General features: G+C 69.4%; 13 protein-coding genes, 3 tRNA genes and 1 pseudogene. 8 read left to right on the plus strand and 9 right to left on the minus strand.

Going from position 1 to position 18,097, the window contains the following annotated elements; all coding sequences use genetic code 11:
- Positions 1-3: 3 nt before the first annotated feature.
- Positions 4-1,353: a 3-phosphoshikimate 1-carboxyvinyltransferase gene (gene aroA, locus G4G93_RS23090; protein ID WP_165087556.1), complete on the minus strand. Its 1,350-nt coding sequence runs from the start codon at positions 1,351-1,353 to the stop codon at positions 4-6.
- Positions 1,354-1,525: 172 nt separating this feature from the next.
- Between aroA and G4G93_RS23095 the strand changes: the two genes are divergently transcribed.
- The 8 genes and pseudogenes from G4G93_RS23095 (at position 1,526) to G4G93_RS23125 (ending at position 5,450) form a co-directional block, all read left to right on the plus strand.
- Positions 1,526-1,912 (plus strand): TIGR02300 family protein, encoded by a 387-nt coding sequence (locus G4G93_RS23095; RefSeq protein ID WP_165087559.1) that lies wholly within the window; start codon positions 1,526-1,528, stop codon positions 1,910-1,912.
- Between the two features lie 213 nt (positions 1,913-2,125).
- Positions 2,126-2,201: transfer RNA gene (locus tag G4G93_RS23100), tRNA-Ala, on the plus strand.
- A gap of 105 nt (positions 2,202-2,306) precedes the next feature.
- Positions 2,307-2,382, plus strand: a tRNA-Ala gene (locus tag G4G93_RS23105).
- Between the two features lie 122 nt (positions 2,383-2,504).
- Positions 2,505-2,580, plus strand: a tRNA-Ala gene (locus G4G93_RS23110).
- A 698-nt stretch (positions 2,581-3,278) separates the two neighbouring features.
- Positions 3,279-3,746 (plus strand): transposase, encoded by a 468-nt coding sequence (locus G4G93_RS23115; protein WP_165087562.1) that lies wholly within the window; start codon positions 3,279-3,281, stop codon positions 3,744-3,746.
- 132 nt (positions 3,747-3,878) lie between these two features.
- Positions 3,879-4,253: pseudogene (locus G4G93_RS36785) on the plus strand (alpha/beta fold hydrolase); the annotation flags it as partial.
- A gap of 68 nt (positions 4,254-4,321) precedes the next feature.
- A complete protein-coding gene (locus tag G4G93_RS36790) occupies positions 4,322-4,654 on the plus strand; it encodes an alpha/beta fold hydrolase (protein ID WP_409513827.1) in 333 nt (110 codons plus the stop codon).
- Between the two features lie 88 nt (positions 4,655-4,742).
- Positions 4,743-5,450, plus strand: coding sequence for an aspartate/glutamate racemase family protein (locus G4G93_RS23125; RefSeq protein ID WP_165087565.1), 708 nt, complete (start codon positions 4,743-4,745; stop codon positions 5,448-5,450).
- A 24-nt stretch (positions 5,451-5,474) separates the two neighbouring features.
- On the opposite strand, the gene G4G93_RS23130 is transcribed toward G4G93_RS23125, so the two are convergent.
- The 8 genes from G4G93_RS23130 to G4G93_RS23165 form a co-directional block, all read right to left on the minus strand.
- Positions 5,475-8,660 (minus strand): multidrug efflux RND transporter permease subunit, encoded by a 3,186-nt coding sequence (locus G4G93_RS23130; RefSeq protein WP_165087568.1) that lies wholly within the window; start codon positions 8,658-8,660, stop codon positions 5,475-5,477.
- Position 8,661: 1 nt separating this feature from the next.
- Positions 8,662-9,861: an efflux RND transporter periplasmic adaptor subunit gene (locus tag G4G93_RS23135; RefSeq protein ID WP_165087571.1), complete on the minus strand. Its 1,200-nt coding sequence runs from the start codon at positions 9,859-9,861 to the stop codon at positions 8,662-8,664.
- Between the two features lie 411 nt (positions 9,862-10,272).
- Positions 10,273-11,247: an HpcH/HpaI aldolase/citrate lyase family protein gene (locus G4G93_RS23140; RefSeq protein WP_165087573.1), complete on the minus strand. Its 975-nt coding sequence runs from the start codon at positions 11,245-11,247 to the stop codon at positions 10,273-10,275.
- A gap of 190 nt (positions 11,248-11,437) precedes the next feature.
- On the minus strand, positions 11,438-14,185 hold the full coding sequence (locus tag G4G93_RS23145) for a phosphoenolpyruvate carboxylase (RefSeq protein WP_165087576.1): 2,748 nt from the start codon (positions 14,183-14,185) through the stop codon (positions 11,438-11,440).
- A gap of 163 nt (positions 14,186-14,348) precedes the next feature.
- Positions 14,349-15,248, minus strand: coding sequence for a succinate--CoA ligase subunit alpha (gene sucD / locus G4G93_RS23150; RefSeq protein ID WP_165087578.1), 900 nt, complete (start codon positions 15,246-15,248; stop codon positions 14,349-14,351).
- 11 nt (positions 15,249-15,259) lie between these two features.
- Entirely contained in the window at positions 15,260-16,429 is a 1,170-nt protein-coding gene (locus G4G93_RS23155; RefSeq protein ID WP_165087581.1) for a malate--CoA ligase subunit beta, read from the minus strand.
- A gap of 129 nt (positions 16,430-16,558) precedes the next feature.
- On the minus strand, positions 16,559-17,188 hold the full coding sequence (gene fchA, locus G4G93_RS23160; protein ID WP_165087584.1) for a methenyltetrahydrofolate cyclohydrolase: 630 nt from the start codon (positions 17,186-17,188) through the stop codon (positions 16,559-16,561).
- The gene (locus tag G4G93_RS23165; RefSeq protein WP_165087587.1) at positions 17,188-18,048 is read right to left on the minus strand and encodes an NADP-dependent methylenetetrahydromethanopterin/methylenetetrahydrofolate dehydrogenase; all 861 of its coding nucleotides are present in this window, start codon (positions 18,046-18,048) and stop codon (positions 17,188-17,190) included. Before G4G93_RS23165 ends, fchA begins: the two co-directional genes overlap by 1 nt.
- Positions 18,049-18,097: the final 49 nt, after the last annotated feature.

The following is an 18,097-nucleotide window of genomic DNA, read 5'->3' on the forward strand; positions in this document are numbered from 1 at the left end:
CCCTCATGCGTCGAGCGCGGCGCCGAGCGTCCGCATGTCGGCGAGGAAGGCGGGGTAGCTCGTCGCGATCATCGCGCCGTCATCGACCGTCACCGGATGCCGGGCGACCATGCCGAGCACCAGGAACGCCATGGCGATGCGGTGGTCGAGATAGGTCTCGACCGTGCCGCCGCCCTGCGGCGCCGAACCGTCGCCGTGGACGATCAGGTCGTCGCCCTCGACGGTGTGCGGCACGCCGTTGGCCTTCAGGCCGGCCGCCACCGCGGCGAGGCGGTCGGATTCCTTGACCCGCAGCTCGTGCAGGCCCTGCATCCGGGTGGTCCCTTGCGCGCAGGCCGCCGCCACGGCCAGGACCGGATACTCGTCGATCATCGCCGGCGCCCGCTCGGGCGGCACCGCGACGCCCTTCAGGCGGCTGTGGCGCACCCGCAGGTCGGCCACGGTCTCGCCGCCCTCCTCGCGCTCGTTCAGGCGCTCGATGTCGCCGCCCATCTCGAGGAGCGTGGCGAGGAGGCCGGTGCGCAGGGGATTCATCATCACCCCCTCGATCACCACCTCGGAGCCCGGCACGACGAGCGCCGCCACCATGGCGAAGGCGGCCGAGGACGGATCGGCCGGCACCACCACGTCGGTGGCATTCAGGGTCGGCTGGCCGGTCAGCGCGATGCGCCGGCCGTGGCCCCCGGGGCCGATCGCCTCGACCTCGACGGTGGCGCCGAACAGGCGCAGCATCCGCTCGGTATGGTCGCGGGTCGCGGCCGCCTCGACCACCGTGGTGATCCCGGGCGCGTTGAGGCCGGCGAGCAGCACCGCCGACTTCACCTGCGCCGAGGCGACCGGGCTCTCGTAGGTGACCGGCACCGCCTCGCGGGGACCGCGCAGGGTGAGCGGCACCCGGCCGCCCTCGGCCTGCTCCACCACCGTGACGCCCATCTGCACCAGCGGATCGAGGATCCGGCGCATCGGCCGCTTGCGCAGCGAGGCGTCGCCGTCGAACGTCGCCGTGACCGGGTGGCCGCCGACCACGCCCATCATCAGCCGCGAGCCGGTGCCGGCATTGCCGAAATCGAGCACGCCCGCCGGATCGGACAGGCCGCCGACGCCGACCCCGCGCACCCGCCAGCGCCCCTCGCCGTCGCGGTCGATGCCGGCGCCGAGCGCCTTGGCGGCGGCGGCGGTGCGCAGCACGTCGTCGCCTTCGAGCAGGCCCTCGATGCGGGTCTCGCCGAGGCTGAGCAGGCCGAGGATGATCGCCCGGTGCGAGATCGACTTATCGCCGGGCGGCCGCAGCCGGCCCCGCAGGGCCGTTCCGGCCTGGGCGGTGATCGGGGACGGAGTGGAATCGTGCGACACGGGCAGGCGGCCTGGTTTCTCGAGAATCGCGGGGTCGGACGCGGGAAAACGGCCGGGTCGTTAGCATGCGGGCGCCGCCGCGTCATCCGCCGGCCCGACAGGTATTTGACAGGGCTGACGGGCGCGACTAACCGGACCCACTCTCTCCGACATCGACAGGAATGTAACTACCGTGGCCAGACCGGAACTCGGCTTGAAGCGCCAGTGCATGAGCTGCGGCGCGAAGTTCTACGACCTGAGCAGGGACCCCGCCGTGTGCCCGAAATGCGGCACGGTCTACCAGGTCGCCGCCCTCTCCACGACCCGCGTCCCCGCCCCGGTCGTCGCCAACCGCGCTCCGCGCGAAGAGGAGACCGAGGAAGAGGCCGGCGCCCCCGAGATGGTCTCCCTCGACGAGGTCGAGGCCGCCGAGGGCGGTGACGACGTCTCGGTCGACGACGATACCGACGTGGCCGATGCCGGCGGCGACGACGACACCTTCCTGGAGGAGGACGAGGAGAGCGGCGACGACGTCTCCGACTTCATCGACGGCGACATCGAGAGCGACGAGGAATCCTGATCCCTCGGGCAGGATGACGGTCCGCGGCGCCCGACCGTCGCACCAAACCTTTGACCGGGCAGCGCAATTCGCGGCAGTCACGAAAACTTCGCGAAGAGCCGCCCCGGGGGCTTGTGTCCGGCGCCGCACCCTCATATACCGCCGCTCACCGGCGGCGCCCTCCCAGAGGACGCCGTTCCGGTTCCGGGACGGACCCCAAACGTCCTGTGGAGTGGGGCTATAGCTCAGCTGGGAGAGCGCTTGAATGGCATTCAAGAGGTCAGCGGTTCGATCCCGCTTAGCTCCACCAAATCACCTCAGGGCCGCTTTCGGGGCCATCTGGCGTGATCCGATCGCTTGTCGCGATCGATACTGACGAGACCCGCCGGCGTTCCCAGCGCCGCGGTTGATGGATGGGGCTATAGCTCAGCTGGGAGAGCGCTTGAATGGCATTCAAGAGGTCAGCGGTTCGATCCCGCTTAGCTCCACCACATCACTTCAGGGCCGCTTTGCAGGCAATCTGACGTGACTCGATCGCGCGCCGCGATCCGATCGCCTGATGCGATCGATATTGACGAGACCCGCCGGCATCCCAGTGCCGCGGTTGACGGATGGGGCTATAGCTCAGCTGGGAGAGCGCTTGAATGGCATTCAAGAGGTCAGCGGTTCGATCCCGCTTAGCTCCACCATCACCCTCCTTCTGACAACCGGATCGGACGGGCCGCGTTTGCGGCCGTTCTGCGATATGCCCGTCGGCTCCCGTGAATGGGGCGCGACCTCTCCCCTGCGCGGCGGATAGCCCGGCCAAGGGCCGCGCGAAGCCATGGCCTTTTCGGACCGCGGCAACTTCAGGGCCGTGGCAGCTCGGGACCGCGGCAACCTGGGGCGGTCCCGCGTGCGGCGCTGCGTCCGTCCGTTTCCCATCTCGCCCCCTGGTGACGACGAAGCGATGGCCCGCCGCTGGAGTGGTTCGTCGCGGGCTCGACGCGTCGGCCGTGTCGGGGGTGCCCTAAATGTCTCGGGGCCACGCAGCGCCTGCGCGTTGCTGCGACACAACGACAATCGGGATCAAGTGCAGCGCCGCCCTTCGCGGCATCTTTCGTCGTCTCCGCGGTCTGGAACAATAAACGATTCCCTTGGGTCCGGGGCGATGTCGAAATTTTGCGAGCTCATCGCTGACGCTGCGGCGCGGCATCTGCTCTAATGACACCGAATGCGTCATATTTTACTTGATATCGATAAACGAATATATAAAAGTATTTACAAACCGAAACATCTAATCTTATAAGTAATATCCGGTATCTCTTTGCTTCATCCATGTTCGAACACAAATGACCCACGCCTTCCACGATGTTGCCGAGATCCAACAAACTTCAACCGATGGTCGTTGGCCCGATTGAAGAAGCAGATTACCCTTGGTAATATGATTCTCGGCGGAAACGAGATCGAGGGGATGTTTATGTTGACGGAGGCGCAGTGGGCTGTGCTCGCACCGTTGCTCGAAGGCTGCCGGCCTCGTGGCAAGACGCAGCCTCACGACCTTAAGCGAACCCTCGACGCAATCCTCTGGCGGCACTGGCACGATACCAATTGGCGTGCCGTCCCGGCGCAATACGGCCCGTGGTGGATGGCGGCCCAGACCTTCATCCGCTGGTCGCGCCTCGGCGTCTGGGAACAGCTCCACGCCCGTCTGGAGCGCCACTTCGAGGAAGAGGGCCTGATGGTCCCCGGGATCGACCACGACGAGTTCGCCTATGGCGGCGCCCGCAAGAAGGAGCTGCAGGACAGCGAGCTTCAGGTGCGCCAGATCGCCAACATGCTGCTGAGCGTGCAGAAGCAGGCGGCCGTCGCCTGAACGTCGACGCCGCCCGGCCTCACCGCGTCGCAACCGGGATCGAGGGCGGGCCGCACCATGTTCGTCAGCGTCAACGGCGTCCGCCTGTTCGTCGATGTCGAGAATGCGGGGCTGGTGCCGGCCGGCGGCGCCATGCGCGAGAAGGCGACCCTGCTGCTCCTGCATGGCGGACCGGGCTTCGACCATAGCGGCTTCAAGCCCTGGTTCTCCGGGCTGAGCGACGTAGCGCAGGTCGTGTACTACGACCATCGCGGCAACGGGCGCAGCGAGGACGGCGACCGCTCCGCCTGGACGCTGGCGCAATGGGGCGACGACGTGAAGGGCCTGTGCGACGCGCTCGGCCTCGTCCGGCCGATCGCGCTCGGGATGTCGTGGGGCGGATACGTCGCGCAGTCCTACGCGACGCGGTACCCGGACCATCCGGGCAAGCTCTTCCTGGTCAGCACCGCCGCCAAGTTCGAGTTTCCAGCGATCCTCGACAGCTTCGCTCGGCTGGGCGGGCCTGAGGCCGCCAGGGTGGCCGAGGCCTACTGGATGGCGCCCACCGCCGAGAGGCGGGCGGACGTCATCCGCATCTGCGGGCCGCTTTATCGCCGGACCCCTCCGGACCCGGAGGCGATACAGCGCGCATTGATACGCCACGATACCGCACTGCACTTCTACGGACCGGACAACGAACAGGGGGCATGGACTTCCGGAACGCCCTCGCCGGCCTGCCTTGCCCCGTCCTCGTCATGGCGGGCGATCAGGACCCGGTCTCGCCGGTCGCCTTCAGCGAGACGCTCGCGGCATCCTTGCCGCCCGATCGCGTGCGCTTCGAGCGTTTCGCGGAGTGCGGCCACGGCGTCTTCGGCGACGCGCCCGATCAGGCCTTCGCCGTCCTGCGCGACTTCATCCAGGCCGTGTAAGCCGACCGTATCCGGATACCGATGACCTGCACTCGCCGGTGGTCGATATCCGCGCGGCCCGGCCGTTCACCGTCACGGAGTCTCAGGCATGTCCCGCAGGGTCGCGTCGCAGTCCATCGGCATCGTCGGCTGCTCGGCGGAGGGAGCGGCCCTCTGCTATCGCACCATCTGCGCCGAGGGAGAGGCCGCGTTCGGTCCGCACGGGCACCCCGAGGTGATGCTGCACGGGCATTCCCCGGCGGATTACGTCGCGTGCCTGAATGCAGGGGATTGGGCAGGAATCGGCGCCCTGATGCTGTCGTCGGCCGAGAAGCTAGCCGCGGCCGGCGCGGCGTTCCTGATCTGCCCGGACAACACGATCCACCAGGCGATGCCGTGGGTTCAGCCGCGCTCGCCGCTGCCCTGGCTCTCCATCGCCGAGGTCGTGGCCGCGGAAGCCGAGCGGCGCGGCTATCGATGCCTGGGCATCACCGGCACGCGCTGGCTGACCGCCAGCGAGATCTACCCGCAGGCTCTGGCGGCGCGCGGGCTCGATCATCGCCGGCCGAGCGAGGCGGAGCAGGCCGAGATCGGCCGCCTCATCATGGACGAACTGGTTCGCGGCCTCGTCACGCCGGAGGCGCTGGCCTCTTGCCGTGGCGTCATCACCCGCTTGGCCGAAGCGGGCTGTGACGCCGTGATCCTGGGCTGCACCGAATTGCCGCTGCTCCTCGACGACCGTAACTCGCCCCTGCCCACCCTGGACTCGACCCGGCTCCTCGCCCAGGCCGCCCTCAGGCGGGCCTGCGCCCCGTGACCGGCGCAGGCGAGAGACTGCCCCCTACTCCGCCGCCTCCCGCAGCCGCGGCGTCGCCTCCTTGGCCTCTGCCGGCGTCTCGCCCTCGTCCTCCGGCCCGTGCGAGCGGCCGGACAGGAAGGTCGCGAGCTTGTCGAGGTAGATGTAGATCACCGGCGTGGTGAACAGCGTCAGCACCTGGCTCACCGCGAGGCCGCCGACCATGGCGTAGCCGAGCGGCTGGCGGATCTCCGAGCCGGTGCCGGTGCCGAACATCAGCGGGATGCCGCCGAGCAAGGCCGCCATCGTGGTCATCAGGATCGGGCGGAAGCGCAGGAGCGCCGCCTTGCGGATCGCCTCCTCGGGGCCGATCCCCTCCTGGCGCTCGGCGACGATCGCGAAGTCGACCAGCATGATGCCGTTCTTCTTCACGATGCCGATCAGCAGGATGATGCCGATCAGCGCGATCAGGCTGAAATCGTAGCCGAACCACAGCAGCATCGCCAACGCCCCGACGCCGGCCGAGGGCAGGGTCGACAGGATGGTCAGCGGGTGGATGTAGCTCTCGTAGAGGATACCGAGGATCAGGTAGACCACCACCAGGGCGGCGACGATCAGGAGCGGCACGGTCGAGAGCGATTGCTGGAAGGCTTGCGCGGTGCCCTGGAAGCCGGTCGCCAGGGTCGCGGGAATGCCGAGTTCCCGGGCGGCCTTGTCGATCGCCGCCGTCGCCTGGCCCAGCGCGACGTTGGGCGCGAGGTTGAAGCTGATCGTCACTGCGGGGAACTGGCCCTGGTGGCTGATCGAGAGCGGGCGTACCGGCACGGTCGTCCAGGTCGCGAAGGCGGCGAGCGGCACCTGCCCGCCGGTCGACGGCGACTTCACGTAGATGTTGCGCAACGAATCCGGGTTGCCCTGGAGTGCCGGCAGGATCTCCATGATGACGTGGTAGCTGTTCAGCTGGGTGAAGTACTGCGCCACCTGCCGTTGGCCGATCGCGTCGTAGAGCGTGTCGTCGATGGCTTGCGGGGTGATCCCGTAGCGCGAGGCCGCGTCGCGGTTGATCGTCAGGGTCAGGGTGGTGCCGTCGGTCTGCTGGTCGGTGGCGACGTCGCGCAGCTCCGGCAGGGTCTTCAGCTTCTCCAAGAGGCGCGGCGACCAGGTATTGAGCTCGTCGAGGTTCGGGTCCTGCAACGTGTACTCGAACTGGGTGCGCGAGGCCCGCCCGCCGGTGCGCACGTCCTGCGAGGCCTGGAGGAAGACCTTCACGCCCTCGAGCTTGGCGAGCTTCGGCCGCAGGCGGTCGATGATCTGGAAGGCGTTCGCCTCGCGATCGTCCCGGGGCTTGAGGGTGATGAACATCCGGCCGGAATTGAGCGCCTGGCCGCTTCCGCCGATCGACATCGCGATGCTCGCCACGTCCGGATCGGCCTGGATCACCGCCCCGACGGCGCGCTGCCGGTCCTCCATGGCGGAAAACGAGATGTCCTGCCCGCCCTCGGTGATGCCGACGATCAGGCCCGTATCCTGCTGCGGGAAGAAGCCCTTCGGGATCACCACGAACAGGTAGCCGGTGAGCGCCACCGTGCCCAGGAAGGTGAGGAACGTGACGACGTGGTGGCGGAGCGCCACGTCGAGGGCGGCTTCGTAGGCGTGGAGCATGCGGTCGAAGACGCGCTCGCTCCAGCGGTAGAGTTTTCCATGCGACTCGGCCTTGTGCTCCTTGAGGAAGCGCGAGGCCATCATCGGGGTCAGCGACAGCGAGACGAAGGCCGAGACGCCGATCGTCATCGAGAGCACGACGGCGAATTCGCGAAACAGCCGGCCGATGATACCGCCCATCAGCAGGAGCGGAATCAGCACCGCGATCAGCGAGACCGAGATCGACACGATGGTGAAGCCGATCTCGCCGGCGCCCTTGAGCGCGGCCTGCATCGGCTTCATCCCCTCCTCGACGTAGCGGGCGATGTTCTCCAGCACCACGATCGCGTCGTCGACCACGAAGCCGACCGCGATGGTGAGCGCCATCAGCGACAGGTTGTCGAGGGTGTAGCCCGCCATCCACATCAGCGCGCAGGCGCCGAGCAGCGCCAGCGGCACCGTCACGCTCGGGATGATGGTGGCCCAGACCGAGCGCAGGAAGACGAAGATCACCGCCACCACGAGCGCGATGGTGATGAGCAGCGTGAACTGGACGTCCTCGACCGAGGCGCGGATGGTCTGGGTGCGGTCGCTCAGCGTCTGGACCTTCACGCCCGCCGGCAGCGAGGCGGTGATGCGCGGCAGCTCGGCCTTGATCCGGTCGACGGTGTCGATGACGTTGGCGCCGGGCTGCTTGAAGATGACCAGGAACACGCCGCGCTGACCGTCGGCCCACGCCGCCTGCTTGGTGTCCTCCGGTCCCGCCACCGCCTCGCCGATGTCGCGCACCCGCAACGGCGCGCCGTTGCGGTAGGCGATGATGACGTCGTTCCAGTCCTTGGCGCGGGTGAGCTGGTCGTTCGCATAGACCGTGTAACTGCGGGTCTTGCCGTCGAAGCTGCCCTTCGGGCTGTTGACCGTGGTGATCGAGAGCTGGGTGCGGACGTCCTCCAGCGACAGGTCCTTGGCGACGAGCTTGGCCGGATCGATCTGCACCCGCACCGCCGGCTTCTGCTGGCCGCCGATCAGCACCTGGCCGACGCCGGAAATCTGGCTGATGCGCTGCGCGAGCTGCACGTCGGCGGCGTCGTCGACCTCGGTCAGCGGCAGGGTGTCGGAGGTGGCCGAGAGCAGCAGGATCGGTGAATCCGCCGGGTTGACCTTGCGATAGGTCGGCGGGCTCGGCAGGTTCTTGGGAAGCTGGCCGCCGGCGGCGTTGATCGCCGCCTGGAGGTCGTTCGCCGCCCCGTCGATGTTGCGGCCGAGGTCGAACTGCACGGTGATCGACGAGATGCCCAGCGCACTCGTCGAGGTCATCTGGCTGACGCCCGGGATCTGGGCGAACTGGCGCTCCAGCGGCTGGGCCACCGTCGAGGCCATCGTCTCCGGGCTGCCGCCGGGCAGCTGCGCGGTGACCTGGATCGTCGGGAAGTCGACCTGCGGCAGGGGGGCCACGCCGAGCAGGGGGTAGGCCACGATCCCGATGAACAGGATCCCGGCCATGATCAGCGAGGTCGCGACGGGGAAGCGGATGAAATAGCCGGAGATGCCGCCGCGCACGGCCTCCTCCTGCCCGGTACCGGTCTGCATGTCAGCGCGCCTCGCTCGAGGCCAGGGCGGCGTTGTCCGCCTGATGGGCCGTGGCCGCGGGCTTCGCCTCGGCGACCAGCGCTCCCTCCTGCACCCTGGACTGGCCGCGCCAGACCACGGTCTGGCCGGGCGACAGTCCCTTGGTCACCTGGGTGCGGCCGTCGGTGGCGCGGCCGACGGTGATCGGTTGCATGTGGGCGCGGCTCTTGTCGTCGACCACGAAGGCGTAGAGGCCGTTCGGCCCGTGCTGCACCGCGTCGTCCGGGATCGTGACCGCGCCGGGGATCGTGCCGGTGCGCGTCTTCGTAGAGACCGACACGCCCGGCCACAGGGCGTGGTCCTTGTTGGTGAAGGAGGCTTTCAGCCGGATCGTCCCGGTGGCGACGTCGACCTGGTTGTTGATGAGGTCGAGGCGTCCCTCGGAGAGCTTGGCCATCCCGTCGCTGCTCCAGGCCTCGACCGGCACCGGGCCGGCGGCGAGCGCCCGCATCACCTCGCCGAGCTGATCCTCGGGTGCGGTGTAGACCACGAAGATCGGCTCGACCTGGGTGATGGTGACGATCGCGGTCTGTTGCGCGGCGTTGACGATGTTGCCGACATCGATCAGCCGGAAGCCGGTGACGCCGTCGATCGGCGCCTGGATCGTCGCGTAGGAGAGCTGCGTCGCCGCGTTGTCGATCGCCGCCTGGTCACCGGCGATCTGGGCGGTGAGCTGGTTGACCGTGGCGCTCTGGGTGTCGGTCTGCTGGCGCGAGGCGTAGTCGCCGAGCTTGGTGTAGCGCTCCAGGTCGGCCCTGGCGTTCTTCACGTTGGCCTCGTCCTGGGCCTTCTTCGCCTTGGCCTGGTCGAGGGCGGCCTGATAGGGACGCGGATCGACCTGGGCGAGGAGATCGCCCTTCTTGACGACCTGGCCTTCGCGAAAGCCGATCTTCAGGATCTCGCCGTCGACCCGGGTGCGCACCTGCACGGTATTGTAGGCCTGCACCGTGCCGAGGCCGCCGAGCACCACCGGGAGCGGACCCTGCTCGACACGTGCCAGGGTCACCGGCACGGGAGCCGGGGCGCGGGCGGCGGGCTTCGGGGCCGCATGCTCGCGGCCGTACCACGCATAGGCGCCCCCGGCGCCCGCCAGGATCGCGAGGGCCAGGAGCCACCCGCCGCGCCGGCGTCTCGTTGCGTCAGCGCCCTGTTCTGATCTCATCGGTTGCACGCTTCCACTGGGGCATCGTCCGACGCTGCGAAAGTAGCACCGTCGGACGATGCGGCAACGTCGAAGACCGGGAGCGGCGAAGGGTGGTCGGGCGACCGCAGCCGATCCAGTCCGGGGCCGGGTCGCGAGGCGTCTCCGTGTCTCCCACACAACTCCCGATCGCCCAGGCCGTTCATTCCGGCAGTATCGGCGCAGCGGGAATTGTACGAGACACACGTGAACGGCCGCTCAGCGGCCGCGCGAACCGGTATCTGTCGAACGTATGCCAGTCGACTGTTTCTAGCGTGTGCGAGATCCGTGCGGCGCGTCCGCGCGGTGAACAAACCTGATCCATCGCCCATGCAGGGCGGTGGGCCCTCCTCATGGAAGAGCCGGCCTGCGGGCCGGCTCTCGTGGTCTCCCTTACGCCTTCGCCATGGCGTCGGCCTTGCCGATCAGCGCCTCGGCCATGCGGATCGACGCGATGTCGATGAGCCGCCCGTCCAGCGAGACGGCGCCGCGGCCGGCCTTGGCCGCCTCTTCCATCGCCGCCAGGATGCGGCGGGCCTTGGTCACCTCGGCCTCGCTCGGGGTGAAGACCTCGTTGGCGAGGTCGATCTGCGACGGGTGGATCGCCCATTTGCCCTCGAAGCCGAGCGCCGCGCAGCGCCGGGCCGCCGAGGTGTAGCCGTCCGGATCGGAGAAGTCGCCGAACGGGCCGTCGATCGGGCGCAGGCCGTAGGCGCGGCAGGCGACCAGCATGCGGTTCTGGGCGAACAGCCACGGATCCTGCCAGTGGGTCTGGCGTGCACCCGCCTCGTCCTTGTCGGTGAGCACCGAGTAATCCGGGTTCACGCCGCCGATCACGGTCGAGCGGGCGCGCAGCGACGCGGCGTAGTCGGCGACGCCGAACGACATCGCCTCCAGGCGCTTCGAGGACTGGGCGATCGCCTCGACATTGGCCATGCCCAGCGCCGTCTCGATCAGCACCTCGAAGCCGATCTTCTTCTCGCGCCGCTTGGCCTGCTCGATCTGCGTCACCAGCACGTCGATCGCGTAGACGTCCTGCGGCACGCCGACCTTCGGGATCAGGATCATGTCGAGGCGCGGGCAGGCCTCGACGATATCGACCACGTCCCGGTACATGTAGTGGGTGTCGAGGCCGTTGATGCGGATCATCATCGTCTTCGTACCCCAATCGATCTCGTTGAGGGCCTGGACGATGTTCTTGCGCGCCTGCTCCTTGTCGTCGGGCGCGACCGCGTCCTCGAGATCGAGGAAGATCACGTCGGCGGTCGACTTGGCCGACTTCTCCATGAAGGTCGGGTTCGAGCCCGGCACCGCCAGCTCGGACCGGTGCAGGCGGGGCGTGGCTTGCTGGACGAGGGTGAAGCTCATTCGGGAATTCCTCCGTGGTGATTGTCTGGCATTGCGTCCGGGACGGACGCAACGTGGCGGAAGGTGGGGGGCACGGGCCCGGCGGGGCGCGGGGCTATGCGGGGAAGAAGAGAGGCACGGGCCATCTCCTCTCCCCGCGGGCGGGGAGAGGGGAAACCGGCGCCTCATCCGGCAACTGGACGTGCGTCGCTCAGCCCGTCGCCCCGAACCCCGTCGCGACGCAGTTGATCGACAGGAGCAGGGCCGATTTCAGCGTCTCGCGCTGCGCCTCGTCGGTCTCGGCGCGGAAGCGGCGCAGGAGGTTCACCTGCTCGCGGCTGACCTGGTTGAGCACCGGCAACCGCTCGGCGAGCCGGCCGCGATAGAGCGGGAACCGCTCGGCCAGATTGCGCGCGCCGCTCACCTCCAGCACCATGGCGCAGGTCAGCCGGTACTCGGCCTCGATCATCGCGAAAACCGCCTCGCGCGCACCCTCGTGCGGGCACAAGCCGGCGAAGTCCCGGGCGATGTCGAGATCGACCGTCAGCAGGGTCTTCTCGACCTCGTCGATGACTAGGCGGAAGAGCGGCGACTGCTCGAACATCCGCCGCAGCAGCGCCCGGCCGCCCTCCCCGCGCACGTCGAGGAGGCTCTTCAACCCGCTGCCGACCCCGTACCAGCCGGTGATGCCGTGCCGGTTCTGGCTCCAGGCGAAGACCCAGGGGATCGCCCGCAGGTCGGCGAGGCTCCGGGCGCCGAAGCGGCGGGCCGGGCGCGAGCCGATGTTGAGGAGCGCGATCTCGTCGAGCGGGCTCGCCGCACCGAAATAGGTCACGAGGTCCGGATGCGTCAGGAGCTGCACGTAGGCCGCCCGCGAGGCGCCGGACAGGGCCTCCATCACGTCGTCGAATTCCGGGTTCGCCGCCGGGGCCCCGCCGGCCGCCCCGTCGATGGCGTGGGCCAGCACCGCGGAGGCGAGCAGCTCCATCTGGTAGGCGGCGGTGCCGCGATTGGCGTATTTGAACGAGACGACCTCGCCCTGCTCGGTGGTGCGGAACCGGCCCCGGATCGAGCCCGGCGGCTGGGCGGCGATGGCCCGGGCCGTCGGCGCGCCGCCGCGGCTGACCGAGCCGCCGCGGCCGTGGAAGAACGCGATGCCGATGCCCGCCTGCTCGCCGACCTGGGTCAGCAGCCGCTGCGCCTTCGCCAGTTCCCAGTTCGAGGCGACGAAGCCGCCGTCCTTGTTCGAATCCGAGTAGCCGATCATCACCTCCTGCACCCCGCCCTGCTGGCGGGCGGAGCGGCGCACCACCGGGACCTTGAGCAGCGCCCGCATGATCGCGGGGGCGGCGCGCAGGTCGTCGATCGTCTCGAACAGGGGCACGATCGGCAGTGGGCAGATCTCGATGCCGGACGCGTCGAGGAAGACGCCGGCGGTCTTGGCCAGCAGGTAGACGCCCAGGATGTCGGGGACCGAATGGGTCATCGACAACACGAAGGACCCGAAGGCCTCGCGGTCGAGGCTGCCGCGCATCTCCGCCACCAGCCGGAAGGTCGACAGCGTCTCCTGCACCTCCTCCGGCAGGCCGGCGACATCGGTCGGGCCGTCGAGCGGGCGCGCCAGCTCGGCTTCGAGCCAGGCGGTCCAGGCCGGGGAATCGACGTCCGGCGGCTCGCCGTCATGGGCGCGGTGCCACAGGGCCTGGAGCGCCCGGGTGGTGCGGGTGGTGTTCTCACGGATGTCGAGTCGCACGGTCGAGAAGCGGAAGATCTCGACCATCCGGCGCACCGGCCGCACCCGGTTGGCGGCGAGCGACGGGCACCCGGCCTCGGACAGGCCCTGTTCGAGGGCGCGCAGGTCGGCGATCAGCAGGTCGGCATCGCCGTAGCCGGGGCCGACCGGCTCGGATCCCGGTTCCTCCTCCAGCCCGGCGACCGTCGCGTCGAGGCGCCGGCTCACGCAGGTCAGGAACTGGCGGTAGGGCTCGCCCGGGTTGCGCCGCGCGATCTCCTCCCCGTCCGGCTGAAGCGCGAGCTGGTCGGCCAGCGCGGCCGCGAAGGTCTCCGGCACCGGCAGGGCACGGGCGCTGATCGAGAGGGTGCGGGCGAGCCCGGCCACGCCGTCGCGGTAGCGCCGCAGGCTCGCGCGCGCGTTGTGCCGCAGGGTGCGCCGCGTCACCTCGGCGGTGACGAAGGGATTGCCGTCGCGGTCGCCGCCGATCCACGAGCCGAACTGGAAGAAGGCCGGCACCTCGAACCGGGTGCCCGGATAGGCGCTCGCCAGCGCTTCCTCCAGCGAGCCGAGGGTCTCCGGCAGCATCTCGAACAACGTTTCGTCGAAGAAGTGCAGGCCCCAGGCCACCTCGCGGTCGACGGTCGGCTTCTCCAGGTGCAGTTCGCCGGTCATCCAGACCAGCTCGACCTCGTCGCGCAGGTCGTCCATCAGGGCCTGGCGCTCGCGCTCGGTCCAGCGCGGCATCTCCAGCTCCTTCAGGATCAGGTAGATGCGCCGGAACTTCTCCAGCACGGTGACGCGCTTGGCCTCGGTCGGGTGCGCCGTCAGGGTCGGGCGCACGCGCAGCGAGGCCAAGAGTTCATGGACGGTCGCGGCCGGCACGCCCTGCGCGGCGGCCCGGGCCAGGACGGCGCTGAACGAATTCTTGAGCCGGTCGCGCCCGGCATTGCGCTCGACGTGGCGGCGCCGGCGCATGGCGGTGTTCTGCTCGGCGATCGCGATCAGCTGGAACCAGATGCCCTGGACCTGCAAAGCCCGCGCGGTCAGCTCCGGCGACAGCCCGGCAATGTCCGCCTGCCCGCGCAGCACCGCTTCCAGCTCCGGCTGGTGGCGCCGGCAGACATCCACCAGCGAGCGGAACAGCACGTCGAGGGCGACGCGGTCCTCCGTGCCGGTGATCAGCGGCGGGACGAAAGGTGTGTCGGGAACGGGAGTGTGGATCATCGGGGGCTCCCCGTGGGGGTCGAGGGAGTGTCCCCTCCCCCTGTGGGGAGGGGTCATGGGGATCGAAGATCCCGCGTGGGGGTGGTGCAGGAGGCACCGCTGAGCCTCATCCGGCACCATCCCCAGCTCCGGCTCCTCCCTACGAGGGGGAGGAGAGAGGCTGTCACGCCGCCTGGCGGTGTCCGGCCATGACCTGCGCCATGGTCGTCCCGAAGGCGCCCGGGCTCGGGGCCACGGTGAGGCCGTAGGAACGCATGATCTCGGCCTTCTCGGCGGCGCTGTCGCCGGCCGCCGAGATGATCGCGCCGGCATGGCCCATCCGGCGGCCCTTCGGGGCGGTCAGGCCGGCGACGAAGCCGACCACCGGCTTCTTCATGTTGGCTTGGATCCAGGCCGCGGCCTCGGCCTCCTGCGGGCCGCCGATCTCACCGATCATCAGCACCGCCGCGGTGTCCGGATCCTCCTCGAACAGGGCGAGGTGGTCGAGGAACGACGAGCCGTTGATCGGGTCGCCGCCGATGCCGACCGAGGTCGAGATGCCGAGACCCACCGCCTTCATCTGCGCTGCGGCCTCGTAGCCGAGGGTGCCGGAGCGGGAGATCACCCCGATATTGCCCTTCAGGTAGATGTGGCCGGGCATGATGCCGAGCATCGCCTTGCCGGGGGAGATCAGGCCGGCGCAGTTCGGACCGACCACCATTGGCCGGCGCTCCCGGGGGTAGCGGCGCAGGTAGCGCTTCACCCGCATCATGTCCTGGGCCGGGATGCCGTCGGTGATCGAGCAGATCAGACGGATGCCGGCATCCGCCGCCTCCATGATGGCGTCGGCCGCGAAGGGCGGCGCCACGAAGGTGATGCTCGCCTCCGCGCCCGTCTCCTGCACCGCCTGGCGGACGGTGTCGAAGACCGGCACGCCGTGCTCGGTGCGGCCGCCCTTGCCCGGGGTGACGCCGGCCACGACCTTCGAGCCGTAGTCGATCATCTCGCGGGCGTGGAAGCTGCCCTTGTCCCCGGTGATGCCCTGGACCAGGATCCGGGTCGTCTCGTCGATCAGGATGCTCATCGGGCGTCTCCTCAGTTCTTGGTGCGGATCGCGGCCACGGCTTTCTCCGCGGCCTCCGTCAGGGTGTCGGCGGTGATGAGGTCGAGGCCGCTCTTCTCGAGGATCGCCTTGCCGGCCTCGACGTTCGTGCCGGCGAGCCGGACCACCAGGGGCACGTTGATCTTCACCTCGCGGGCGGCCTGGACGACGCCCTCGGCGATCCAGTCGCAGCGGTTGATGCCGGCGAAGATGTTGACCAGGATCGCCCGCACGTTCGGATCGGAGAGAACGAGGCGGAAGGCGGTGGCGACGCGCTGCGGCGAGGCGCCGCCGCCGACATCGAGGAAGTTCGCCGGCTCGCCGCCCGCGTGCTTGATCATGTCCATGGTCGCCATGGCGAGGCCGGCGCCGTTGACGATGCAGCCGATCTCGCCGTCGAGACCAATGTAGTTCAGGTTGTGCTCGGCGGCCTGGGCCTCGCGCGGGTCGCTCTGCGACGGATCGTGCATGTCGGCGATGTTGCGGCGCCGGAACAGCGCGTTGTCGTCGAACGACATCTTGGCGTCCAGCGCCAGGATCCGGTCGTCGCGGGTCACGACCAGCGGGTTGATCTCCAGCATCACCGCGTCGCAATCGCGGAACGCCCGGTAGGCGCTCATGATCGTCTTCACGGCGGCGCCGACCTGCTTGATGTTCAGGCCGAGCTGGAAGGCCAGCTCCCGCGCCTCGAACGGCTGGAGGCCGACCGCGGGCTCCACCACGACCTGCAGCAGCGCGTCGGGATCGGTCGCGGCGATCTCCTCGATGTCCATGCCCCCGGACTTCGACGCCACGACCCGCACCCGCTCGACCTTCCGGTCGAGGACGATGCCGAGATAGAGTTCGCGCTCGAACGGGTCGGCGGTCTCGATGTAGACCCGCTGCACCGGCTTGCCCTCGGGGCCGGTCTGGTGCGTGACGAGGCGCCGGCCGAGCAGGTCGTTCGCCGCGTCGCGGACCTCGTGGGTGGTGCGGCAGAGCCGGATGCCGCCGGCCTTGCCGCGGGCGCCGGCATGGATCTGGGCCTTCACCGCCCAGTGCCCACCGCCCATCTCGGTGGCGGCATAGACCGCCTGGTCGGGGCTGAAGGCGACGGCACCCTTCGGGATCGGCACGCCGAAGCTCGCAAGCAGCTCCTTGGCCTGGTACTCATGCACGTCCATGGCGTCCTCCTGTCGTCTGGGCAAAGGCTTCCCGCTCCGGGCGCGAGGGGGGTCCCTCGCGCCCGGCTGGAAAAGCGCGGTGCGTTGCTTCGATGGATCGCCCGGTTGCTTCTCCGGGCGCGCCGACCCTTAGGTCAGCTTCGACTTCACCAGCCCGTAGACCCGCTCGGTCAGGGCATCGGCGCCGTCCAGCGCCCGGGCGAGGTCGGCGAGGCGGCCTTCGGCGAAGGCCCGGTCCTCGATCGCCTTGGCGTTGACGTAGACGTTCAGGGCGGCGCTGCGCAGGCCGGCCTGGGCCGCCAGCACGGCGACGCCGGCATCGCTGACCACGTTGAGGTTGCCGCGCTCGGCGATCCCCTCGCACAGGTCGATCACCGCCCGGCAGGTCCTGGCGCAGGCGAGCGGTACGTCGGTGGCGAGGCGCAGGGCGTCCTGGATCGCGGCCGCGCGGGCCGCCTTCTCGTCGTCGCTCGCCTTCGGCAGGCCGTAGGCGCCCATCACCGCGTCGAAGGCCGTCACGTCCTCGGCGATCATGCCGGTCAGTTCGGCCCTCAAGTGTTCGGCGCGGTCGCGGGTCGCGATCATCTCGGCCTCGACCTCGGCATACTTCTTCTTGCCGATGGTGAGGTTGCAGACCATCGAGACCAGGGCGGCCCCCATGGCGCCGCAGATCGCCGCCGCGCCGCCGCCGCCGGGGGTCGGGCGCTCGCTCGCCAGGGCGTCGAGAAAGCCCGGGATCGTGTCCACTGCCTGGGCCATCACGCCATCTCTTTCGCGAGCGCGTAGATCTCTTCCGCGTCGAGGACCAGCTCGCTGCTCTCGAACAGCTTGGCGACGCAGGCGCGGTGCAGCTTGAGCTTCAGGCCGCCGATGCCGAGCGCCCCGAACACGACCTTGCCGTGGCGCTCCTTGCCCTTGTCGGTCGCCTCGATCCCGCCGAAGCCGAGCGGCGGCTGTGCGTTGTAGTCGCCCAGGAAGGCGAGATCTTTGGCGGCGCTCCACTGCGCCTCGGAGGCGAGTTCGAGCCCGATCGCGCCTGCGGCGAAGGCGACCTCGGCCTCGGCCAGAGCCGCGCCGCGGGATTCGGCGTCCGGCGTCTCGATCGCCCGGATCGCGACCTTGAACCGGGTCTCGATCGCCTTGGCGGCCTCCTGCGCCTTGGCGAGGTTGCGCCCGGCGAGGGTCACGGTCGCGCCTTCCTGGGCGAGGAGCGCCGCCGAGCGCATGCCGACCGGGCCGGTCCCGGCGAGCACCAGGGCGCGCTTGCCCTGGAGCGAGCCCGCCGCCTTGGCGACGAGGGCGACGCCCGCCGCCGCGGTGGTGTTCGAGCCGTTGGAGTCGAGCATGCACGACACCCGGAACGGTCCGAAGAAGCGCTTGCGCACCGCCTTGAACACGGCCTCGCCGGCCGCCATGCTGCCGCCGCCGACGAAGATCGCGGTAGATTTCTTCTCGGAGCCGCCGCGGGTGTAGATCGTGCCGTCGACGAGCGCCCCGACAGTCTCGGGCGTCACGTTGGGGTAGCCGGTGATGATGTCGGCGCCGCCGTCGTAGCCCACCACCACGTCGAACACGCTGGGCATCGGGTCGGTGTCGAATTGGAACAGAAGCTTCTTCATCGTCGTCCTTTCCGCCGCGGGCGTCCGAGCCGGCGCGGGGCATCTTCAG

Source organism: Methylobacterium sp. DB0501 (genome assembly GCF_011043735.1).
In the GTDB taxonomy this organism is placed as follows: domain Bacteria; phylum Pseudomonadota; class Alphaproteobacteria; order Rhizobiales; family Beijerinckiaceae; genus Methylobacterium; species Methylobacterium alsaeris.